This window comes from Paenibacillus sp. FSL E2-0151, from assembly GCF_037993015.1.
Lineage (GTDB): Bacteria > Bacillota > Bacilli > Paenibacillales > Paenibacillaceae > Paenibacillus > Paenibacillus amylolyticus.
This window is the reverse complement of record NZ_CP150308.1, coordinates 3,443,783-3,466,292: the sequence shown is the minus strand read 5'-3', so window position 1 is coordinate 3,466,292 and position 22,510 is coordinate 3,443,783. Positions and strand designations below refer to the sequence as shown.

Annotated in this window: 18 protein-coding genes; 1 reads left to right on the top strand and 17 read right to left on the bottom strand. The window is 42.3% G+C overall.

Features of this window, described 5'->3' with window-relative positions:
• Window positions 1-5: 5 nt before the first annotated feature.
• The 9 genes from MHI55_RS15750 to MHI55_RS15710 form a co-directional block, all read right to left on the bottom strand.
• Window positions 6-1,667 (bottom strand): ABC transporter substrate-binding protein, encoded by a 1,662-nt coding sequence (locus MHI55_RS15750; protein ID WP_036615821.1) that lies wholly within the window; start codon window positions 1,665-1,667, stop codon window positions 6-8.
• Window positions 1,668-1,788: 121 nt separating this feature from the next.
• On the bottom strand, window positions 1,789-3,504 hold the full coding sequence (locus MHI55_RS15745) for a sensor histidine kinase (RefSeq protein WP_340390515.1): 1,716 nt from the start codon (window positions 3,502-3,504) through the stop codon (window positions 1,789-1,791).
• Between the two features lie 5 nt (window positions 3,505-3,509).
• A complete protein-coding gene (locus MHI55_RS15740) occupies window positions 3,510-5,096 on the bottom strand; it encodes a response regulator (RefSeq protein ID WP_340390514.1) in 1,587 nt (528 codons plus the stop codon).
• Window positions 5,097-5,201: 105 nt separating this feature from the next.
• The gene (locus tag MHI55_RS15735; RefSeq protein WP_256721215.1) at window positions 5,202-5,435 is read right to left on the bottom strand and encodes a hypothetical protein; all 234 of its coding nucleotides are present in this window, start codon (window positions 5,433-5,435) and stop codon (window positions 5,202-5,204) included.
• Window positions 5,436-5,736: 301 nt separating this feature from the next.
• Window positions 5,737-8,055, bottom strand: a complete 2,319-nt coding sequence (locus MHI55_RS15730; protein WP_076317887.1) for a glycoside hydrolase family 95 protein — start codon at window positions 8,053-8,055, stop codon at window positions 5,737-5,739.
• Window positions 8,056-8,340: 285 nt separating this feature from the next.
• Window positions 8,341-8,766, bottom strand: a complete 426-nt coding sequence (locus MHI55_RS15725) for a MarR family transcriptional regulator (RefSeq protein WP_036671145.1) — start codon at window positions 8,764-8,766, stop codon at window positions 8,341-8,343.
• 138 nt (window positions 8,767-8,904) lie between these two features.
• Window positions 8,905-9,645 carry an oxygen-insensitive NADPH nitroreductase gene (gene nfsA, locus MHI55_RS15720; RefSeq protein ID WP_036671143.1) on the bottom strand — a complete coding sequence of 247 codons (741 nt, stop codon included), beginning with the start codon at window positions 9,643-9,645 and terminating at the stop codon, window positions 8,905-8,907.
• A gap of 35 nt (window positions 9,646-9,680) precedes the next feature.
• Window positions 9,681-11,006, bottom strand: a complete 1,326-nt coding sequence (locus MHI55_RS15715; protein WP_340390513.1) for an NtaA/DmoA family FMN-dependent monooxygenase — start codon at window positions 11,004-11,006, stop codon at window positions 9,681-9,683.
• Between the two features lie 116 nt (window positions 11,007-11,122).
• Window positions 11,123-12,226, bottom strand: coding sequence for a Gfo/Idh/MocA family oxidoreductase (locus tag MHI55_RS15710; protein ID WP_340390512.1), 1,104 nt, complete (start codon window positions 12,224-12,226; stop codon window positions 11,123-11,125).
• 266 nt (window positions 12,227-12,492) lie between these two features.
• On the opposite strand from MHI55_RS15710, the gene MHI55_RS15705 reads away from it, so the two are divergent.
• Window positions 12,493-12,837, top strand: a complete 345-nt coding sequence (locus MHI55_RS15705) for a helix-turn-helix domain-containing protein (RefSeq protein ID WP_074095086.1) — start codon at window positions 12,493-12,495, stop codon at window positions 12,835-12,837.
• A gap of 72 nt (window positions 12,838-12,909) precedes the next feature.
• Here the strand turns inward: MHI55_RS15705 and MHI55_RS15700 are convergent, their stop codons facing one another.
• The 8 genes from MHI55_RS15700 to MHI55_RS15665 all read right to left on the bottom strand — a co-directional run bounded on the left by MHI55_RS15700 (window position 12,910) and on the right by MHI55_RS15665 (window position 22,508).
• Window positions 12,910-13,707, bottom strand: coding sequence for a hypothetical protein (locus MHI55_RS15700; RefSeq protein WP_036615847.1), 798 nt, complete (start codon window positions 13,705-13,707; stop codon window positions 12,910-12,912).
• Between the two features lie 1,233 nt (window positions 13,708-14,940).
• On the bottom strand, window positions 14,941-15,903 hold the full coding sequence (locus MHI55_RS15695) for a sensor domain-containing diguanylate cyclase (protein ID WP_036615852.1): 963 nt from the start codon (window positions 15,901-15,903) through the stop codon (window positions 14,941-14,943).
• The gene (locus MHI55_RS15690; RefSeq protein ID WP_036615855.1) at window positions 15,896-16,531 is read right to left on the bottom strand and encodes a chemotaxis protein CheC; all 636 of its coding nucleotides are present in this window, start codon (window positions 16,529-16,531) and stop codon (window positions 15,896-15,898) included. The genes MHI55_RS15695 and MHI55_RS15690 overlap by 8 nt, the downstream gene beginning before the upstream one ends.
• A complete protein-coding gene (locus MHI55_RS15685; RefSeq protein ID WP_036615858.1) occupies window positions 16,521-16,895 on the bottom strand; it encodes a response regulator in 375 nt (124 codons plus the stop codon). The genes MHI55_RS15690 and MHI55_RS15685 overlap by 11 nt, the downstream gene beginning before the upstream one ends.
• A 283-nt stretch (window positions 16,896-17,178) precedes the next feature.
• The gene (locus tag MHI55_RS15680) at window positions 17,179-18,081 is read right to left on the bottom strand and encodes a carbohydrate ABC transporter permease (RefSeq protein WP_017688457.1); all 903 of its coding nucleotides are present in this window, start codon (window positions 18,079-18,081) and stop codon (window positions 17,179-17,181) included.
• 12 nt (window positions 18,082-18,093) lie between these two features.
• The gene (locus MHI55_RS15675) at window positions 18,094-19,059 is read right to left on the bottom strand and encodes an ABC transporter permease subunit (protein WP_017688458.1); all 966 of its coding nucleotides are present in this window, start codon (window positions 19,057-19,059) and stop codon (window positions 18,094-18,096) included.
• 112 nt (window positions 19,060-19,171) lie between these two features.
• Complete coding sequence (locus tag MHI55_RS15670) at window positions 19,172-20,827, bottom strand: extracellular solute-binding protein (protein ID WP_036671131.1); 1,656 nt, start codon at window positions 20,825-20,827, stop codon at window positions 19,172-19,174.
• Window positions 20,828-20,966: 139 nt separating this feature from the next.
• Window positions 20,967-22,508, bottom strand: coding sequence for a response regulator (locus MHI55_RS15665; protein ID WP_340390511.1), 1,542 nt, complete (start codon window positions 22,506-22,508; stop codon window positions 20,967-20,969).
• Between the last annotated feature and the right edge of the window lie 2 nt (window positions 22,509-22,510).

Here is a 22,510-nt window from a genome sequence, read left to right as displayed (position 1 = left end):
TGCACTCACCATTTGCCAGCTACACGATCCTTAACTGCCTGTGTTATCGTAGCTTCGTATGTTTTCTTGTCGAGTTGATTCAATTGACTCATATATTCATTCCAAGTGTTCTCGAAAGTGGAAGGCGAATCCATAATCATTTTGGGTAAATATTTCTTCTGGAGGTCTTCTGCCTTGGTGATAAAAATCTGTTCAGGAGAGCCCTGCTCCAGTGCAATGGACCAAGCAGGAGACCAAGGACGCTCATCCGGTGTGCTGAATAGTTCTGTGAATGTCTCCACACCATATTTCTCTAACAACAGCTTGTCACCGTCCGTGTAACTAAAGGTAGCCACTTCTGGTTGATTGCCCGGTCCATAGGCGTTGCCATCCTCCAGCACGGAGTTATTGCCGTAACGAGGCCAGCTGTAATTAAAATAGTCAAAGCCGAATTTACGACTTAATTCCGGATCTTCATGTGCCTTGCGTTGGTCATCATTTTCAAAGTAAAAGCGACCCTCATCATTCACACTATACGTCTCGTTCTCAACACCCCATTGAACCAGAATCTGGTTTTCTTCCTTGAGCAAATTATCAAAATATTTAATAATTCGCACGGGATCTTTGGCATTTACGGTAATTCCGACACCGTAGTTGTTCACAAAACCTGGCGGGTCCACATACTGGTCTTTGACACTGTCATCAAATACGATCGGTAGAGATACGTATCGTTTATCGTCAATACCAGCCTTCTTGAGGTTGTTCGTTGCGTCTCCAACCTGCCAGGAGTAACTGAAATATCCCAGCACCCGACCGGACGTCAACTTGGCGAGATACTGATCCTGGTTCATTGTGAAGGATTCTGGATCAAACATCCCCTGTGCGTTAACCTCGCTCAGCTTCTGAATCCATTGTTTCTGATAATCAGATCCGGCTACCAGTTTGGCTTCATGACTCTGCATATCCACCATCACACTGCCATCGTTTGGATAACCTGCCAGATGCATAGCCGGATTTAGCAGGGTGAAAAAGCTGCCCGATTCACCAGCAAGTGTGGCGAAGCCGATGGTTTCTTTTCCATCGATCTGCGGATGCTTTTGCTTGTATTGCTCAATCAAGTCAAAATATTCGTCCAGCGTTTTGATCTTGGGATAGTTAAACTCTTTTAACACAGCACGCTGAATATAAAAGCCGGTCTGAAAATTAGGCTCTGACACATAACCGATGTTGGCAGTGTATGGCAAGAAGTATATCTTTCCATCCTCCTGTCTGAATTTGTCCATATAAGACCCGTATACCCGCTTGATGTTAGGCCCGTATTGATCGATCAGTTCATCCAGCGGGATAAAAGAACCTGCATCCATCAATTTGGCCATTTCACCACTGGAGTCGATGATGTCGGGGTAATCCCCACTCGCAATCATTACACCTGCCTTGGTTGCACCGTCGCCCACCAGATATTCCATCTTCCAGTCAACGCCCGTTTGTTCCTGTAGCTTCTTGCCAATGGTCGTGCTGCTTGCCAGAATGTCCTTCTTGCCACCGCCAAACGTGAAATATTTAAAGGTGACCGGGGTGTTGTCATTACTGTCAGGATAGGAGGCTTCCGGGCTGGCTTTATTACAACCTGCCAGGGTTACAGCCAGTAAAATGGCCAGACCTGTTATAATGTTTTTTTTTCTAAACATGTAGCAAATGCCCCCTTAAAGTATTGTTTGTGTCTTTAAGCCTTCTCAATATATCAAGATAGCGCTTTCAAAGTTACCCATGAAAGTGTACCTCCTACTTAGAAAAGTATATCCCTCGTATTTAGTCGCCTGGCATGGCTGATGGATCAAGTGGAAGCTTAATTTGGATACGCGTACCTTCTCCTTCCCATGTCTGGATATCGAATGTAAAGTGATTTTTATAACAAAGTTTTAAGCGACTATACGCATTTTTCATGCCAACATGCTCTCCCATATCGGTGTTTTGATCTAGGTAACTTAGCAACTCTTCCAATTTAGCTTGTGACATCCCTATACCGTTATCCGTTAGTCTGATATGGAGCTGGTCATTTTCCATTGAAACGAAGAGTTGAATGATGCCTACTCCCGGAGATGACTCAATTCCATGAATACTTGCATTCTCAACAAAGGGAAGGATAACCATCTTGGGGATTCGGTACATCAGTACCGCAGGATCTGCCTCAATGGTATATTGGAGTTTTTCTCCAAAGCGGTATTTTTGAATTTGCAAAAAACTCTCGATGAGTTCCAATTCTTCCTTCACTGTCACATCATTCTGATTCCAACTAATCGACTTTCGGAACATCTTGGCCATGTTATGCACGATTTTGGCAGTCTCTTTCTCACCTTTGATGAGGCTCCTCATACGTACCGACTCCAGCGTATTAAACAAAAAATGTGGGTTGATCTGACTATGGAGCGCATGAAGTTGTGCTTCCTGCTGCTTCAACTCCAGGTCTTTCTTTTGGATGTCGGCGAGATATACCTCATGAATCAGGTTATGGATCGTCTCGGTCATTCGATTAAATTCCATCGTGAGTTGACCTATTTCATCTCTTGCATCTTCAGGCGGAATCGTCTGAAAATTCTGTGTTTTCACTTTTTTCATATGTTTTAGAATACGTACCAGCCTGACATGGATGGATCTGGACATCGCCGCGATGATAATAGAAGGCAAGACAAAATTAATGCAAGCCAGCCATACGACGAAGGAACGGGACTTTCGCACCTCCTTCAACACAATTTCTTCATCCATCACTCCATGTAGGGACCACCCTTCCAGATAGTTAATACCTGTAAACGTAAGTTCAAAGGGAATCATTTTGTTCGGAAACTGGATCTCGCTGTAACGTTTCCCTATCTGAGCTTCTTCTGCTGTAGGATCATTTGAAAATTGGATGTGTCCCCCCGGATCAAGAAGATACACTTTTCCATCAAATCCGCTGTTGTGGAAATACTGCTTGATCATATCCATATTCAGGTCAATTTTAAGTAACTGCTCTCTCCCCCCAGTGTCCAGATTGTCGAGCCTTTGAACCAGACTTAACATCTGATCCGATGAGATCAATGCCGGATAAGGGGCGGAGTATGCCTGAAATTGAACGTACCAGTCCGAGTTGCGGACATCGTCAGTTAAACGATCAATATAACCGGAAGATAAAATGGTAGAATTATCGGTATACACTTGATACCAGCGAATTCCCTGATTCATTTGACCGGAGAATTGCCCTTTTAGATAGGAATTATAAGCGTCAATATACTCAAAATGACTTTGAAATGAACGGGAAATAGTGTCATTGAATACAGGGTCAGTATATAACGAATAAGAGAGTCCGACGCCCTGATCAATGGTTACCCGAAGGTCGTTCTTCAGATTGTTCAAGGCCATGCCGGCATCACGAGTTTTCTGACTACGAATATTGGCGGATGTGACATTGTAAAACACCACATTGGTGACAACGATGGGAATAAACACAGATAAGACATACATGAGCAGTAGCTTATCTCGAAGCTTCATGTAATTCAGGTTCCATCTTGGCATTGTGCACCTCGCTGCTCATTTCCCATAAGGAGATTGCGATACTCTGTAGGCGATAACTTAACCAATTTCTCAAACTGGGTTACAAAATAATCCGCATTCTGAAATCCTACACGTGCAGCGACCTCGTACATTCTCAGATCCGTTTGGCGCAGTAACTTCTTCGCCTCATGAATCCGCAGGTTCAGCAGATAGTCATTGAAGTATTGATTGTAACTTTTGCGGAATAATCGCCCTAGATAAACGGGATTCATGTAGAAGAGCGCAGCAATGCTTTTGAGATTGATGTTCTCCGTATAATTTGCATCAATATATCGTTTGATCTTGCTGATATCCCCTTTGGATCGTTCCATCCGCAGATGAGAGACATAATCCTCGGCTTCCTCCAGCGCGGTGAGAAATGCATTCTTCAATAGTCGTAAATTCCAACCGTCATGACTTTGTTGTGCTAGCTTCTTCAGCTGCTGTAACCCTTCATCATTACCACCCATTTCATGGACCACAGCGAGAATACCCGTTATATAACGCAAAAGAGAACCCGATACAGCCTGAGTAGAAAATCGATTCATATGAAACAATTTGAATTTCTCTTCTACAATCTTGTGATAAGCTGACCTATTCCCCTCTTCCAGGCTCAGAATTAATTGATCCACCTCGTCCTGGTATACATTGAAAACAAACAGTGGTTTGTCCTTGATCTCCGTATAACGTACGACACCACCAGTTTCAGCATATTTATGCTTGGCTGCTTCTTCAGCCGCCATAAGGGATTGTGGGACATCACCAATTTCTTTGACGAGTGTTCCTGCGTAAAGACCGATATCCAGGTTAAACCTTTTGCTCAGTGTTATATGAATATTAAGCAGTTTATCTTGTAACGCCGAGCCCCCTTGATGATGATCAGGCCACAACAGTAATAAAGCAAACGTGCCGCGTTGTTGCTCACTGATGAACATTTTGCATAAATTACTCTCCAGAGAATGTACTGCTTCACGTAGCTGTTCAATCGTAATTTTAATTGCATCTAATCCGGTCTGAAGTTCAATCAAAGTCATGAGCAGACTGGAGTTACGATTGATCCCAAGCATCTCAGCATATCGATGTTCATCCTCCTTCTGTACATGGCCTTTGATCACATCCTCCAGCATGATGTTACTGGCCTGTCCCTCAGCCAAAAGAATATGTTTTCTTTTATTGCAAATCAGATTTGCCGACTTCTGCAACGTCGCCGTCAGTTCTTCATCATCAATAGGCTTTAAGATATAGTCATGAACGCCGTACCTGATTGCCTGCTGTGCATATTTGAAGTCATGATAACCACTGATGATAATGAACACAGGTTCCAGATGTGGCATTTTCTCTACGGCACGTATAAGTTCCAGTCCATCCAGAATTGGCATGCGGATATCTGTTATAATCACGTCTGGTTGCAGGCATTTAATCAGATTTAATGCCTCTGCACCGTTCTCTGCCTCTCCGATAATCTCCATGTTAAGATCCATCCAATTTATGAGTTCATACAGCCCTTTTCGTACATACATCTCGTCATCTACCAGTAATACTTTTAACATCCGTTTGTCCCCTTTCCTCCAACGAAAATAAACCGCCGGTAGCGTCTCTCCCTATCGGCGGAATGAATCTAATATGGTGACTGTTGTAGTTATTGCAAAATACATTCATTCATGTCGTGCATAATCCCAATAGTCGCCAACGAGGCCTTCGATGATCGATCCACTGGCCCATGGCATCAGGCAAAACCAGGTGCTGGCTGGTGTACCATCCGCATATTTTTCAGTGACCAGTCCTTCCGAATGACAGAAGCGTTCAGACATCCATCCTTTTTTGCCATAGCCGAATTCTTGATCATAACGATTATAGGTCTGACAACCCCACCCGATGGTGTCCATCATGCTAGGATGGTTACATTTTATAGGTTCATGTCTGCAATTTCATTGCACAAACGGCTATATTTATTGCGCGAAACGATAAGGAGGTCATATATCTGATATGACCTCAGAATACCTGTTTGATCCAATCCAGAATGAGCTGTTGTTATCTTCGTCGCTAGTCGCCGTATAGAGCTGTCGAAATCTTATTTGCATTGAGCAAAAACACGCCAACTCTTGCCTAAATCTTATCTCAGCAAATAAAAAGAGCGAATTCGCACGACAGTTTTGTCAGCCGGCATTCGCTCAGGTAATCAGTAAGTTCTTATTTGTTATTCCAGTCGTATCCTCTTAGTTCAATTATTGAATTGGGGCCAGGAAAGGTTAATTCTATCTTTTGGTCCAGATAGGATACGGTTACTCTTGATTCTGCAATAGAGCGAATTCTGGTATTGAATAGACGACCATTATTCCATTCCAGATCTATTTCAAATCCGCCACGAGCCCGAATACCACGAATATATCCTTTTGGCCAAGCTGATGGCAAAGCAGGTAACAATCTGATTACTTCGTTATGACTCTGAAGAAGCATCTCTGCTATACCTGCAGTACCTCCAAAGTTCCCATCAATTTGAAATGGAGGATGGTCACAAAACAGATTGGGTAACGTGGAGGAACGTAGAAGTTCCACGATGTTATCGTGTGCAAGTTCCGACTCCTCTAATCGTGCCCACATGTTGAGAATCCACGCCCTGCTCCATCCTGTGTGTCCACCACCGTGTTCCAGTCTTCTGTCGAGTGTTACTCGAGCTGCCTTGGCGAGATCAGGCGTTGATTGCAACGTAATTTGCGTTCCAGGATGCAAAGCGAATAAATGGGAAATATGTCTGTGACCAGGTTCCAATTCATCATAATCGTTACTCCACTCTTGGATCTGACCATGTTTTCCAATGGAGGTCTCCGGAATTTTGGTTAAAGCACTACGGAGTAATTCTCCGAATTCCTGATCTTCTCGCAAAATTTGGGTGCTTTCAATGCAACGCGTGAAGAGTTCTCTAATAATCTGATTGTCCATTGAAGCACCAAAACATAAAGCTCCCGACTCTCCATTATCTAATATATAGCGATTTTCCGGTGAGGACGAAGGACATATCACCCAATTGCCGGAAGGATCCTCGATTAGATAATCCAGAATAAAGATAGCCGCATCTTTCATCGTGGCGTAAACTTTTTTGAGAAATTGAACATCCTTATTGTATTCATAGTGGTCCCATAGATGTAATGAAAGCCATGCTCCCCCCATGGTCCAAAACGTCGATGTCATGCATACATCCTGCGGAGCAGCGTCTGCCCAGATATCCGAATTGTGATGAGCAACGAACCCTTTGCATCCATACATGGTTCTAGCGGTTTCCTTTCCCCGGACTTGCAGTCGATCTATAAAATCAAACAATGGAACGTGACATTCAGACAGATTGCAGCTTTCTGCAGGCCAGTAGTTCATCTGTGTATTAATATTAATCGTATATTTGCTATCCCATACAGGAAGCATGTCTTTATTCCATATCCCTTGAAGGTTTGTCGGTAAAGAACCTGGACGGCTGCTTGAGATAAGCAGATAGCGACCAAATTGAAAGTATAGACTCATCAGTTCTGGATCATGCTTACCAGCTCTAAGCCGCTCAAGGCGCTGATCGATTGGAAGTTCGGAACATCTCACATCTTTATTTTTATCTTCGAGATGTATATCCATCTTTTCGAATAAGGATTGATAGTCCGAGACATGATCGGCGAGCAGTTCGCTATATGGCTTTGTTGAAGCGGCCTCAATTCTTCGGAGGCACTCCGCTTCAAGTTGTTCCTTAGGTACTCGGAAATCCGTGCAAGCCGTGATTAGAATAGTCGCTGAATTACCATCTTTCAGAGAAAGCTGGCCGCTTGAATAATGAACCTGCCCTCCTTCAGATATAAGGCGAATCGCACAACAAAAACGGATTCCTTCTTCTCCCCCACTTCTTCCCCGGATGATCAAGTCATTCGTTCCACGCTTCTCGATCCGGTCCAGATAGGATTGGAAACCAACAGGATGCTTAAGAATATCGGAATAGGATGTTGATTCCAGAACGGTTCCCCTGCCAAAAACAGTGGAGAAAGATAACTTTCCAGGCACGCTAGATTTGAGATGAACAACGAGCACTTGATCCGGGTAGCTAGCAAAATATTCTCGGCTGTAAATGGATTGATCTGCGGTATAATTCACGTTTACCTTGCCTTGTTCCAGATCGAGATGTCTTTGATATCCATTTGGTTCATGTTCACTGTGATCCATAGCGATATAGAAGTCCCCTAATGGCTCATAATGCCTTTGCCCGTCAGGAACACCTACCAGAGTATCTGCTGCGAGTTCTTCTGCTTCCCTAATCTTACCGTCAAAAATCAAGCTTCTGATCTGAGATAAAGATTCAAGTGCTTGAGGATTATTCCGCTGCATCGGACCACCATACCACAGACTATCTTCATTAAGCTGAATTCTCTCGATCTGTGTTTTTCCAAAAATCATGCCTCCAAGAGTTCCATTTCCGATAGGTAATGCCTCTTCCCATGTTCCAGCAGGTTGATTAAACCAGATATTTTTGGTCTTCACGTTAAAACCTCCAACGAATTATAATTCCTCATATTTTCATGTTTAGTGTGTTCCGTTTGTATGTTCTTTCAGTGTACTGTAATCTCTTAAGCATCTAAATGAACAAAATTAACTTGAATTATCACAATCTTATCCCAGCATTAAAGATGTAATCGTGAATTCCGAAACTGACAGTACAAATTCTTGTTCCGGGCAAGAAAATATAGCTATTGGCAATAAAAAAAGCCGCTATAATAGCGGCTCTGTTTCGTTCATTTATTTAGATTACGTTAATCTTGGCATAAGTTATAAGATATTTCGCTCCATTTGTTGCATGAATTGTCTCAATATCAGCCGATCTTCCGAAGAAATGGATTGAAGTAGTTTCTCTTGTTGCTCTCTCCATTTATGCTCAACCGGTTTTTCTAATTCTTTGCCCTTATCGGTTAGAAAGATACGCATGATCCTTGCATCCTGTACATCACGTTTGCGATATATAAATCCGTTCTGTTCCAGTGATTTGACCATGTTTGTAACCGTTGGTGGTTCGCATTTCATATGTTCACTTAGTTGCATCTGGGTTACCCCATCACCCAACCACAGCCGATACAACAAATTATCTTGTCCTACATAGAGATTAAGTTCCCGAAGAGATTCACTATAATTTCGTCGCATTTGGGAGGAAATTCGATCTAAAGACTGTCGAATTTCACAATCTACTGTATCTGTCATGAACGATCCCTCCCTAACATCCGAATTATATTTAGCAGACTAAATGTATCATGGAGATATACAGGTGTCAATTCACCTTAGTGTCGTCTTTAAGGGCCTTTTCCTATCCAAGTTTCACCCGAAATATTGGTTTAGTCCTTATTTTTTGGCAAAACCTTGCTTGTTCAAATAGGCCATCATTTGCGGTTGGATACTTCTCTCGAGGTGATCCTGGATATGGTCACTCCATCCTTTTACTTTTTTTACGGTGAAAGGGGCTCTCGTCGGACGATTTTCATAGTACTTCAGCATGGTCTCATCATAGATTGCTAATTTCTCTTGATCCATTGGTTGGTATTGATTATCAAGCAATACCATGGATTGAGGGAGTCGAGGTTTCAGTTCCGGCTTATCTCCAGCTGGATTACCGATACATAACCCCACCAGAGGGATAACATATTTAGGTAAATTCAATGCGTCAGATAGTTCGCTAATATTAGCTCTGACCGCACCAATGAACACTCCGCCAAGTCCCAGCGATTCAGCCGCGGTTAACGCATTTTGTGCCATCAGGCCAGCATCGAATGAACCAATCAACAGAAATTCAATATATTCAATATCCACATCCGGAGCGATTTCATGATTTCGGTTGAAATCTGCACAGAAGATCCAGAATTCGGCCGCTTCTTCAATATAGGGTTGATCGACACACAGATGTCTGAGTTTTTTTCGAAGTACTGGATCTGTGATGCGTATAATGGATACCGCCTGCAGAAGACTGAACGATGAAGTTTGATTTGCTGCCTGAAATATTGCATCTATTTGTTCCTCAGTTAGGGGTTGAGATGTGTAAGAACGAAACGATGTATGGTTATGAAGCAATTCAATTGTGTTATTCATTAAAAAAATCTCCTTTATTCGTTGATTCCATGTTCCTACAATCCGTATTCGTAAGGAACGCCCATATTCTCGCGTAGTGTTTTTCCTTCATATTCCTTATGGAACAAACCGCGTTCCTGCAAGATAGGTACTACCTGATTCACAAAATCTGCAACGCCATCAAAAGATACATCGGGCACGACTGAGAATCCGTCACATGCTTCAGCCAAAAACCATTCTTCCAAGAAGTCAGCAACCTGTGTCGGGGTGCCTGCAACAACCGGATGATAGTTGATGACCCCGTGAGCGAGAACATCCCTTACAGAGAGTCCTTCTTTTAATAACTTTAAGGCTCTCGGAGAACGTGGGTCCATGGGGTTGGCATATGCATTTTTCAACAAGTCTGCCGCTAAAGGTTGATCTATATCTACTGAGTTTACCGATAAGGGTAAACCAACCATGGATCCGAGGTAACTTACCCTGCTGGGGATTTCCTGGGGGTTAAAGCTCATAAGCTGTTTCCGACGATCCAGAGCTTCTTCCTCCGTTGAAGCCAGAGAAAACATAAAACCAGCAAACATTTTGATATCATTGGGGTTTCGACCAAAACGGGCAGCACTTTGCCTTATCGCTTGTCTGTGTTCCAGGGCAGAAGTAATATCATAAGGATTGGCGTACACTCCGGAAGCATATTTCCCAGCTAATTCTAATCCTTCACCTCCTCCCCCTGCCTGGAAAATCACTGGCTGCCCTTGCTCAGAGGGCGGAATGGGCAAAGGACCACGAGATGCATAATATTGACCCTGAAGGTTAATAGGCTGGATTTTGTCCATATCCGCAAATTCCCCTCCTTCTACATCTAACGTCCAAGCGTCTGGTTCCCAACTCCCCCACAAGGCCTGAACAATTTGTATGCTTTCATGTGCCTTGTCATAGCGCTCTTGGCGATTTTCAACCCGGGCACCGAAATTAGCCGCCGCTAGGGGGTCGGATGTGGTAACCGCATTCCATCCCACACGTCCATGACTGATAACATCCAGTGCTTTGAACTGACGTGCAATGTTATAGGGATAGTTAAATGTTGTAGAGAGTGTAGCCACAAGCCCAATGTGTTGTGTCTCTCTTGCTACTGCCATCAGTGCCAACATGGGGTCCATAGGGAACATAGGCGTCTGTGGGCCTAAATTATTGGATAATGCTGGAGTGTCAGCGATGAAAATCATTTGAAACTTTCCTTGTTCAGCTAATTTAGCCCGTTCTACATAACTATCCATATTGGTGTAAGCTGCAGGATCCGTGCCAGGCATTCTCCATGCGCTAAATTCGGCTCCATAACCCGAAACCATCTGTAAAGCCAGTTGCATTTCACTTCTTTTTTTCATAACGATTTTCTCCTTCGTTCTGGACAGGCACAGATATTTGTGCCCTTACTATAGCGTGAATATATTTAGCATGCTAAGTATATGGATGGATCAGATTTTGTTCCGTTTAGTGAGGGTTATAGATATTGACGTTCACCGGTCTGGGCTGATTTCTCGACGGCATCCAGTAACTGATGAAGTTTCACCGCATCCGCGAAATTAGGTGCTAAGGTAGTACCTTCTTGAATATCTTTGGCAAACTTACGATAAGCCTGAGCCATGTTCAGAACAATTCCGGAGTCGTTATATAGAGAATGTGGAGCCGAGTAATAGGCATCGGGAATGGGTAGTTCACAAAGCTCGTTGTCCGTAGATCCTGCACCGCGTAAATGGTGTGATCCGAATTGAATGGATGCAGGAGCGCTCAGAACAATCGTGCCATTGTCTCCGAAAATTTCAAGTGTGAGTCCTGTCTGATGTTTGACTCCACCTTGAATATGAACGCTGGCTGCTGCCCCATTAGTCAATTTCCCTGTAATCATGATCTGATCATCCGTTGTTTTCTTGATGACTTTCTGAATATCTACCAATTCAACTTCTGAAAACTGTTGAGCTGTGGTGGCAGACAATTCTGTAAAGTCCCCAAGCATGTAAGTGAAGGCATCCAGATTATGGCCCCCTACAATGGTCAGCAAGTTCCCTCCAACTTTCCGGTCATACAAGTACGCACTCGACTTGTCACCAACGCCACCCATGCCATCAATGGATATCTTCAAATTAGCAGATAATACTTTACCCACATAACCTTCTGCCAATAAATCTTTTACATATTGAATGGCCGGGGCTTGTCTAGCCTGTAATCCAATCGCATTTGGCAGTTGTGCGGACGCTATCCATTCCTGCATTTCCAAGGCTTCCTCTGTATTCGACCCCAGTGGCCATTCACAATAGATTGGTTTGCCAGCAGGCACGACGGCTTTAACGGCGTTATAATGTTCCTTGACATTAATACTGACAACGACCATATCCACATCAGGATGCTGAGCCAACTCCTCCATATTATCAAAGCCGTGATCTGCATTGAAAGCTTCTGCGCTTGCCTTTGCACTCACCATATTACTTGTCCCAACCGCTGTAAGCTCGAACTCATCCAAATGCTGAATAGCTGGAATATGTGTTCCACTCGCCCACCCGTTATTAATGGATGCCCCTATGATACCTGTACGAATTTTTTTACTCATTGTTAAACATCTCCCTTGTTAAAATTTACAGTATGATCGAATATCGGTTTGTCTCCAGCTCTTATCAGTCACTCATTTCTATGATATATTTATTTAGCTTGCTAACTATTCAATCGAGATAACATTAATTATTCTTTCATACTTTAGGTAAACTAAAATTGTTTTGGTGTTGACACCATCATAGGTGTATTTGTTTTATTAGCAAAGAGGGCAATTTAAATGAACATAGTACATCTTTTTGTACCTTTGGATCAGGAGTGATATGAATGAGAGTTTGCAATGAAGGATTTGAACAAGAGTTTATAGATGGAAAAAGTGACATGTACGCCATAGCTTTTACTCAGAATGTCCTTTCTGGGCGTTGGAAATATTTTATCTTATGGTACCTAAAAGACGAAACACGGAGATATACGGATATCAAAAAATTCCTTGGAGATCTGTCTCAAGGCTCCCTTACAAAGCAGCTTAAAGAGTTAGAGAATGATGGTGTTATTCAACGCGATGTATATCCGGAAGTTCCTCCACGAGTTGAGTATTCGTTAACAGACAAGGGAATGAAGTTACTACCGATCCTTGAAAAGATGGAGGACTTTGGAAAAGAATACGGCTAAGCAACTTAATTGAAATGGATAGCTTAACCCAAAAAAGCCGCAATTTAGCGGCTCTTTTACTCTGAAAAATTTCTATTCTACTTTATAATCAGTAACTACATCAAATTCTCCAATAATATTGTCTCCTTCTACATCATACAAATGAATCGTTCGAACAGTACCATTCACTTGTGTTTGTGCCAAGGCTTCTTCGATGGTAGTGATTTTAGGTGTAAGATCTTCAGCTTTTAGATAACCCTCGATTCCATTGGTGCCAATTGCAGCAATCAAATCGGGTTCAACCCCAATGATTGGTTCAGATAATGCTGAGCCATAGGTATCGCCCTGTGAATTGACATCATATTTAGTTTGAAGCAATAATTCGTGAATCGTTTCCGATGTTTCAGTGTTGTTTTCAAATAAAACATTTGATGAATTTACGTTCGATAACTTTAAGTTTGGCGATTTGTATCCAGTATAACGAGTGTATCCATTCCCATTATAGAATTCACCAACGTTCTGAGCATAATACGTCGTTTTAGTCGTTATTCTTGGAGAGTAGACAAAAAAACTAGAGGTTTTCGACGTATTATATGTCATGGAACTTGAAGCTGTTAAGCTTCCGCCAGATGTGTACAATCTAGCCATAGCTCCCATATATCCATTTGGAACACTTGCTGAAGCCTTCACTGATGCAACGGCTTCAGCAGTCGTACCTGTAGTGAAATTTCGAGTCCATACTTCAGATGTGAAAGTGTACGTGTGTCCCTTAATTTTGGGTGTACTATACGGTGAAGATGCAGTATTAGCCAGGACTGTTGAAGATGCCAAAAATAACGATAGAATACAAATCATTACCGTACTAACTTTCTTCGTTTTTCTCTTATTCATAGTTTCTCCTCCTCATAATAAAAAATATTTGGATTATAGTTTCAATCTTTAATCCCTCTCTGTAAATATATTAAATTTATTGTAATAATTAGATTTATTTTCCTTTTATATCATAGCACTGTTCCAGTTTTTTTGAAATAGATTCGCTAGTTTTCTTGCCTTAACATCAAAGACATATTTTTGACACCTTGCTCCGTAATTCACGAATCGCTCCTTTTCAGCTCTGCCATTCGATGTGGGTCTCTTCCTTATGGCTGGATGTCTTATGATATATTATATTAACAGGCATCGAGCACATCCATGGTTAGTAGCAGTTGTATCAGCTCTCATATTGACTATTGTAGAGTGGATCGCCAAAGATTACGGAAAAGTGTGGTATTTTAATAGATGGTACATCATCTGGTCTTACGCTTCGTATTTTAAACCTATGGTTATGGCGTATGTATACAGTTTGATCTTCTACAAAATGTTCAAACCACGTAACCCTTCATAAAGTATGTATTCTCAGCCAGCATAGGCAAATCAATAGGTTTCCATATTACTTATCTTTGTTAAAGGGGGGATGATATGTTTTTCTTCTTTTTCTTTCTGTTGCTTGGAATGATTGGTTTATTCTTTGGGGTTAGAGCACTGAGACGACCTAATTCATGGCCTTTTAATCGTACGAAGGATGAACTTCATGAATACGATATGATGGGCATCAAGTTTAGAGGCGTTTTTCTCCTTGCTTTTGGTACTGTTCTGACTATCGCCTCTTTCAGACTTCTTCTTATTTAAAATCCAAAAAAGCCGCTAATATAGCGGCTCTCAATCGGGCCTTACTCTGGTCCCGCTCAATATCGTGGTATCAACATTAATCTATGGTTTAATAGTAGCTTGCTGACCATCAGGAGCCACCGACTTATCGTTCGTCTTCACACCCCTGCGCTTCTTGTACCCTTTAAATATGAAATACCCCACTATGATTAAGATAATCGGCATTCCGTACAGTAATAGAATATAGAAACTGAACAGCAAAAGTACGATTATCGACCCATCTATTACATTCAATATGCACACTCCTTTATAAGTATTACTGGCTGAATGATTACTACATTACTCAATAACTACTCTCTCATCTTCATATGTAAAAAAATATTATTCATAGAAAAAATGTATTTTTTCTTATGTTAATTGTATAGACAAATAAAGTTGCTATTATAGCAACTTTATTAAAAGACATTTTTAGATTTCTTAAGCATTTTCAGGTTCATAAATTCCGTAACCATTCTTGCCATTCTTTTTAATCTTGTACATAGCTCCATCCGCATGTCTCAGAAGTTCGGAAGGCTCCTGTCCATGCTTGGGAAATAGGCTGATACCAATACTCATCGAAAGGTTGATATAGTTTCCGGCAATTTTGAAATGGGTACTGAATGCAGCTTCCAATCTTTTGGCGATGACTTCAGCATCGTGATCATCTTTCAGATGGCTTAAAATGATGAATTCGTCCCCGCCAAGCCGAGCTACAGTGTCCGCACTTGGAATTGTTTCACTTAATCGCTTTGCCATTTCCAGCAACACTTGATCGCCAACATGGTGTCCATATGTATCATTCACTTGTTTAAACCCATCAGCATCCACAAACATGACGGCTAGTTTGTTATGGTTTCTTTTGGCATTACTGATGGCCCAGGCAAGACGGTCATTATAAGCAAGACGATTAGGCAGACCGGTAAGTGGATCATGCAAAGACAAATGCTTGCTGATTTTCTCGGAGATTTTGATTTTGGCGTACTCCGTCTCCAGTTCTTTGATCAGATTTTTAAGTTTATATACCCTGGTATTGGTGTTAGTCATGTCAGTAATCTGAATAAGGGCGTAACTCCGATCTTCATGATAGAGCGGTTCAACATGCATATTTTGTCTGAATAATTGTTCATCCTCTCCTTCATTAGGAAGAATGAACGCCTTATGTAAAGCGCTTGAGCAAAATCTGCTCTGTCCATGATACAGCGCATTTTGCAAAATATTTAAATACATGTTCGACTTAAACCGTGGGCAGATCTCAAGCAGATTCAAGCCTACTACCTCTTCTACATTCTTGCCAGTAAAGCGCTCCAACCAGGCATTCCACACAACAATTTTTAAATGCCTGTCCACGATCATTATTCCCATATGGGCTTTGTTCAAAGCTTGTGAAATAAGATTATCCATTGCCCGCCTCCAACAAAGCGTCCATTTTGGCCAGCAGGCTCGATATGGAGTTCATACTCAGTGCTATGACAATGATACCTGTCACATCCGTATCGGCAAGTAAAAACGAGGTATGTAAAACCAGGACATAAACTTCATTCTGAAGCAATATTTGTTGATCGGAATTGGTGACATAGATCAGTTCAATATCAGGCAGGACGTATTCCAGTTTGATCTCCAGGAAGTTACCGAATTCTCCAATAATGGCGTTAAGCAGGACATTGCTAACTTCCTTCAAAACGTCCAAATCCGTGTCCATCAGGTTCGGATCGTTCGATATAACGCTCTCACCCAGTTCTCCAAGACAGATGTTTGCCAATACTTTAGCCTGCTCAACAGGAAACATCAGAAATGCTTTTCCCTGAAATTCGTATCCAAACTGTAAGGATGACCTAAACAGGTGACCTTCACTAAAAAAAATGTTGTATCTTCGATCTCCAGGATCAACATCGGATATGGAGATTAGTTCCACTTCCGGAATATTCAAAACGATACGCTTGTCTACAATCTCTGACAACATGTTAGCCGCTTGTCCCACGTAAACGTTCACTAGTTCAGTAAGCAAATCCTTCTGTAAATCATTCAGCATGATAGGCCGCCTGAATCAGTTGAATCATGGTAGTTGCCTTCTCTGCGGTTAACGGTTTATTCAAAAAACCAGAAATGCCTAACATTTCAACTTCATCCCTAGTTGTCTTCTGAATATCTGCAGATAAGATAATAATTTTGACATTGCTATCCGTTTCTCGAATCATACGAAGCATTTCTTGTCCGTTCAAACCAGGCATCAGCAGGTCGGTGGTTATAAAATCAGGTTGAAATTCCTTGAATAGGTTGTATCCTTGCTCTCCATTGTTAGCAATCTGAATCTCGCATTCTGGAATATGATCAACAATCAGCTTTGTAAGCAATTTCTGTACGAAAATGGAGTCTTCCACGATTAATACTTTCATTTTCTCTTCAGTCTCCTTGATAAAATGGTAAGAGCTCGGGATAGTCAGGCGCTGTGGACAGTTCTTGATATAGGGCTTTCGCGCGCAGTGGCACCCTGAAAAGAGACTGACTGGTGAATCAAGTAAATATAAATTATAGTAACTTTAATTTAATTGTCAACAACATTATTGAATAAGTTCGATTCGTGTGCAATTGACATACTAAGGTCTGACGTTTTAAAAAACATAAAAAAACGGTCACCTAGTGACCGTTTTTGATCGGTTATCTGGAACTGCATTAAGTTTACTCTTTTACCCCTCCAAGCTGCAAGCCATGAACGAAATACTTCTGCAAAAATGGATATACGACTAAGATGGGTAATGCCGCAACAATCGTAATCGCTGCCCGAATAGATACAGGTGTGACCATGTTACGCGCAGCACCAAGATCTGCACCATTGGCAACGGCTGCACTACTGTTGGAATTCATAGAAGATGATAATAGTTTCATCAACTCATATTGCAGCGTGCTCAGGTTTTGTTTGGAAGATGCATACAGAAACGTATCAAACCAAGAATTCCATTGACCGACTGCAATGAACAGTGCAACAGTAGCAAGAACCGGTTGGCACAGCGGTAGAATAATGGAAATGAATGTTCTGAAATCTCCAGCACCATCGATTTTGGCGGATTCGATTAATCCTTCCGGTAGTGTCTGGATATAGGTTCGAATAACAATCATATTAAAGGCACTGATCAGCCCAGGAATAATGTACACCAGGAAGTTGTTTAACAAATGCAAATCTTTCATTAGGAAGTAAGTTGGAATAAGACCTGCACTAAAATACATCGTAAGAACAACTGTAATGGTAATGGGCTTTCGTAATATATAATCTTTTCGGCTTAGTGTGTAAGCCAGCATGGAGGTTAAGAATAGACTTAAAACTGTCCCCAAAACCGTTCTCGCCACAGATATACCAAAGGCGCTGAAGATGGTCCCTCCTGCAAATACTGCTCTGTAGTTTTGATCTGTCCATACCCGAGGCCACAGATAAATCCCACCCCGGATGGTGTCATTACCGGCATTGAATGATACGGCGAGTGTATTCACAAACGGATACAGGGTAACAATCGCGATTGCGATCATCAGTATACCATTTAACGTATGGAAGACAATCGGTTCAAGCCGAGATTTATTGATTCCCATCTCTAGTCCCCCTTATATTAATCGGTCTTCCCCGAGCCGTTTGGAAATTGAATTCGCCGCAAAGATCAGCGTGATACTAACTACTGTTTTGAAGATACCTGCCGCAGTAGCCAAAGAATAATTCCCGATCTGTAGTCCGTACTTCAGGACAAATATATCTATCGTCTGTGACCAGTCGACAACCACACCATTACCTAACAGATACTGAACCTCGAATCCAGCTTCCAAAATCCAGCCCATATTCATAATCAGCAAAATGATAACAATGGATTTGATTCCGGGTAAGGTCACATACAGCATTTTCTTATATCGGTTCGCACCATCAATCTCTGCCGCTTCATAGAGGGAAGGATCGATAGACGTGATGGCTGCCAAATAAATAATGGCATTCCAGCCAACTTCTTTCCATACATGGGATGCGCCTACAATGCCCCAGAAGTATTCCGGAACGCTAAGCCACATGATAGGTTCTTGAATGATATGCAGCTTCATGAGTACCACATTCACAATACCACCATCTACAGATAGTGAACTTGCTACGATACCTGTCACAATAATCCATGAGAGAAAGTGAGGTAAATACGATATTGTTTGAATGGTTCGTTTGTATAACTTATGTTTGATCTCATTAAGTAAAATGGCAAATATAATTGCTGTCGCAAATCCGAGCACCATATTGATGACGCTCATCGCAATGGTATTACGAAGCACGTTAAGAAATGCATCGTCTGTTAACAAAAACTTAAAGTGTTTGAGCCCGACCCATTCCTGCTGGGTGAAACTCTTCGCAGGACTGTAATTCTGAAAGGCCATAACCCAGCCCCAAATGGGATAATACGAGAATACGAGAATGTACGCAACGATGGGCAATGACATGAACATGAGTTGTCTTTGTCCGCGCAATCGTTTTAACAGTGGTGCCTTGGGAACGACTGTACGGGTGGTTTGCTCTGGTATGGCTCCAGGCGTGTTCGCCATCTTTCACTCCTCCTATTGGCTTGCAGCGACTTTAAGCATGATGTCCCCGGAAGGCACTCGCCTGAGTAATCCTTTGGTTGATACCTTCCGAGAGAATCATTGCCGCATTTTTTTATTTAACAGACCAGTTCTCGATTCTCCATTTCAGTTGATCATTAATTCGATCTTCATAGGATTTAACATCGATCTTCTTGTAAGCGTCTACATATTCAGTCCAAATGTTATCGAACTCATTCGGTTTTGACATGATTGCTTTAGGCAAGAATTTCAATGAAGTGTCTGTCATTTGTTTGTTCGCTACCGCAGCATCAGAGCCTTCTTTCAGATCGACCTGCCATGCTGGATAGTACACTGGATTTTCTGGTGCAGGAGAGAAGAAGTCACTCCACGTTTTGAAGCCGTATGCATCCAGAAGTTCTTTATCTTCCGGTTTGAGGTTGTCATAGAATTCCTCAGGTTGGTTGATCGCTCCAATTGCATTGCCATCTTCAAATGTTCCTTCGAGCTTCGGTGCAGCAGCGTAGAAACCTTCAGCTTTGTTAACCAATCTCCATGCTGGATCATCCTGCTCTGTCCGTTGCTCTGGTGTACGATAGAATCTTCCCTCTTCATTCACTTGATAGTCTACACCCTCTTCACCCCATGACAAGAGCTTCTGGTACTTCTCGTCCATAAGCTTATCGAGGAATTTGATGAGTGCGACAGGGTCTTCGGCATCTTTACTGATACCAAAACCATTGTTCAAGTTAATGACTGGACGATCCAGATAATGATCTGTGATACTTGTATCATAGACAAGCGGGAAGCCTACGTATGTCTGGCCAATTTTCCCCTGTGCTACGAGTGGGTCTTCGCCGGCTTGGAAATTCCAGTGCTGATCGAACATACTAAGCACACGTCCCGAAGAAATTTTGGCCAGATATTGATCGTAGTTCTGAACGAAGGCTTCTTTATCCAGCAATCCCTCGTTGTACAGATTGTTTAGTTCCTTATAATACCGTTTGGAGATATCTTTGTCGGCAAACACGGTTGCGACTCCACTATCATCTACGACTACGCCCCCGTCGTTGGGGTGACCCGTAAGATGTTCAGGTGGGTTAAGCAAAGGGAACGTCCGCCAGTCTGAAGCCAATGTAGTGAAACCAATCGTTGGTTGACCATCAATAGTTGGATTCTTGGCTGCATAATCACGGACCAACTTTGTGAAATCATCCAACGTTTTTGGAGTTGGGTACCCGGCATCCTTCAGTATGGACTTTTGGATCCAGAATGCAGGACCAGAATAATAGTTACTAATGAACTCTCCTGTATACACTCCATAGTTAGGCAACCAGTAAATATGTCCGTCACTGGAATCTTTCATCCGGTTCCAGTCTTTACCGAAATGTTTCTTCAGATTAGGTGCATGCTCTTCAATGAGATCTTCAAGCGGAATAACCGCACCCGCTGAGACCAACTTGGTGTCTGCTGTGATCAGATCCGGGAAATCGCCCCCGGCAATCATAACGCCCAACTTCTGTTGAAGATCACCTACTAGAAACTCCATCTCAAGATTAACGCCGAGTTCATCCTGAATCTTCTTGTAGATTCGGTTATCTTTAGCTGGCGCCTGATTTGGCGTTCCGATAAAGGCCGAAATGTTCAGTACCTCTTTCCCATCCTTTGTAGTCGCTTTCTCATTGTCACCGCTGCATCCTGCCAGTGCCAAACTCAAAGCCAGAACGAGTGATACGGAACCCCAAAGCTTCTTTTTCTTAAGTCCCCCCATGTACTTGCCCTCCTTGGAAGTGGTATGTCTTACTGTTTTTAGTATGAAGAAATGTATGCGGTTACAAAATATATACATTTAAGGTCTACCCCCCTGTAATTGTAGGTCTTATTCAGGAGGGGTTCTTCTTTTTCATGGATCAATTCGCATACTTTTGCCTGTATTCTACTGGTTTCATGGCTGTTCGTTTTTCGAAGTGTCTGAGAAAATGCTGGTAACTGCGGTACCCTACTTGCTCCGCAATCGCACTGGATGTTTGATTCGTCTGCTGGAGCAGACGCTTCGCTTCTTCCATTCTTAAATCATGTACTACCTCGATTACACCCTTACCATACTTTCGCAAAAAGGATTGCCCTAAATGGACAGGATTCACGTAGAATTGTTCTGCGAGCTCCTGGATCGTAAATGTCTCCCTGTAATGCATCTGCACATATTCAGCAACCGTCGCCTGGATGCCACCCATTTGCCTCTCCCGGAAAATCGCCAGTGCTGACTTGCATTGCAAACAGAAATGTTCCAGATTGTTAGCAACCTCTTCTATATTTCGATGGCCCTTCTCTAGAATTCCGCTCGCCAATTCGTTCATTAGAGCATTAGGTTCTCCTCCTAATTCTCTACACAGGGACAATCCGCGGAATATAATATGGGTAGAGAAAATATGTACAATCTCTGGCGCAGCCTTCATCTGTACAAACAGTTCAAAAGCACTCCGAATCGCAGACGAGAGTTCCTCCACAGAACCGTTTTCAAGCAAATCGCAAATATGGTCCACCTCTGACAGCGTTTCCGGATCAAACTGCCAATTCTCCAGCTGAATATCTTCGGCAAACAAAAGACGCTCTTGATTAAAAAACAAATAACGCCCAACTTCCTGAGCGGAGCGGAAGGATTCAGATAAATGCTCCAGTTTGTTGACCGTTAATCCAACCGCGATATGAATTTCTTCGCAGCCGTTATGTTGCATATTATTCATCAAACGCTGGGTAAAAGCTTTAATTGCTTCAAATGTCTCATTTCTATCATTCGTTTCCTCCCCCCATACAAGTCCCAATGAGTCTCTTGTTCTGTCTATCACATAACAGCAAGTTGTTTCTTCAGCCGTTTGTTCGACTACTGAACAGACTTCCTGAATATCTCCCTGAAAGGCTATCCGCAGGTATGCCCAATGGGACTTGTTTAAACGAGGAAGTATCTCTGACATCTCCTCCTCCGATATATTTTGCTTATCCTTAATCAGTGCGGACAAAAACGCTTTGATCCTTTGCTCATTTGCATGTTCCCTTATACGCTCCTGGTTTTCACGCTCCTGCAATTGCATACGGAGACGGACCAACATATCCTCTGCTTCTGTACTGTCAACCGGTTTGGTTAGATAGTTGGAGACACCTAATCGAATAGCTTGTCTGGCATAATTAAAATCACTGTATCCACTCGTGATGACAAACAGCACAGACTCATGTTCCAATCGTCGTGCTTCTTCTACAAGTTCCAGCCCATTCATCACAGGCATACGAATATCTGTCACCACGAGATCAGGTCGATCTTGTTCCATCATCCGAATGGCTTCCTCACCGTTGGCGCACACGCCTCTAATTTCAAAACCATACTTTTCCCAATTGATCAGAAGCTGCAACCCTTCAATGGCATAAGGTTCATCATCGACTAACAATACTTTATACATGA

What these genes read in the sequence shown, in the direction of transcription:
- MHI55_RS15710 (WP_340390512.1), bottom strand. Translation starts at nt 12,226, where the DNA reads ATGAGTAAAAAAATTCGTACAGGTATCATAGGGGCATCCATTAATAAC.
- MHI55_RS15740 (WP_340390514.1), bottom strand. Translation starts at nt 5,096, where the DNA reads ATGTTAAAAGTATTACTGGTAGATGACGAGATGTATGTACGAAAAGGG.
- MHI55_RS15705 (WP_074095086.1), top strand. Translation starts at nt 12,493, where the DNA reads ATGAGAGTTTGCAATGAAGGATTTGAACAAGAGTTTATAGATGGAAAA.
- MHI55_RS15675 (WP_017688458.1), bottom strand. Translation starts at nt 19,059, where the DNA reads ATGGCGAACACGCCTGGAGCCATACCAGAGCAAACCACCCGTACAGTC.
- MHI55_RS15680 (WP_017688457.1), bottom strand. Translation starts at nt 18,081, where the DNA reads ATGGGAATCAATAAATCTCGGCTTGAACCGATTGTCTTCCATACGTTA.
- MHI55_RS15685 (WP_036615858.1), bottom strand. Translation starts at nt 16,895, where the DNA reads ATGAAAGTATTAATCGTGGAAGACTCCATTTTCGTACAGAAATTGCTT.
- MHI55_RS15750 (WP_036615821.1), bottom strand. Translation starts at nt 1,667, where the DNA reads ATGTTTAGAAAAAAAAACATTATAACAGGTCTGGCCATTTTACTGGCT.
- MHI55_RS15695 (WP_036615852.1), bottom strand. Translation starts at nt 15,903, where the DNA reads ATGGATAATCTTATTTCACAAGCTTTGAACAAAGCCCATATGGGAATA.
- MHI55_RS15715 (WP_340390513.1), bottom strand. Translation starts at nt 11,006, where the DNA reads ATGAAAAAAAGAAGTGAAATGCAACTGGCTTTACAGATGGTTTCGGGT.
- MHI55_RS15665 (WP_340390511.1), bottom strand. Translation starts at nt 22,508, where the DNA reads ATGTATAAAGTATTGTTAGTCGATGATGAACCTTATGCCATTGAAGGG.
- nfsA (WP_036671143.1), bottom strand. Translation starts at nt 9,645, where the DNA reads ATGAATAACACAATTGAATTGCTTCATAACCATACATCGTTTCGTTCT.
- MHI55_RS15735 (WP_256721215.1), bottom strand. Translation starts at nt 5,435, where the DNA reads ATGATGGACACCATCGGGTGGGGTTGTCAGACCTATAATCGTTATGAT.
- MHI55_RS15670 (WP_036671131.1), bottom strand. Translation starts at nt 20,827, where the DNA reads ATGGGGGGACTTAAGAAAAAGAAGCTTTGGGGTTCCGTATCACTCGTT.
- MHI55_RS15745 (WP_340390515.1), bottom strand. Translation starts at nt 3,504, where the DNA reads ATGAAGCTTCGAGATAAGCTACTGCTCATGTATGTCTTATCTGTGTTT.
- MHI55_RS15725 (WP_036671145.1), bottom strand. Translation starts at nt 8,766, where the DNA reads ATGACAGATACAGTAGATTGTGAAATTCGACAGTCTTTAGATCGAATT.
- MHI55_RS15700 (WP_036615847.1), bottom strand. Translation starts at nt 13,707, where the DNA reads ATGAATAAGAGAAAAACGAAGAAAGTTAGTACGGTAATGATTTGTATT.
- MHI55_RS15690 (WP_036615855.1), bottom strand. Translation starts at nt 16,531, where the DNA reads ATGCTGAATGATTTACAGAAGGATTTGCTTACTGAACTAGTGAACGTT.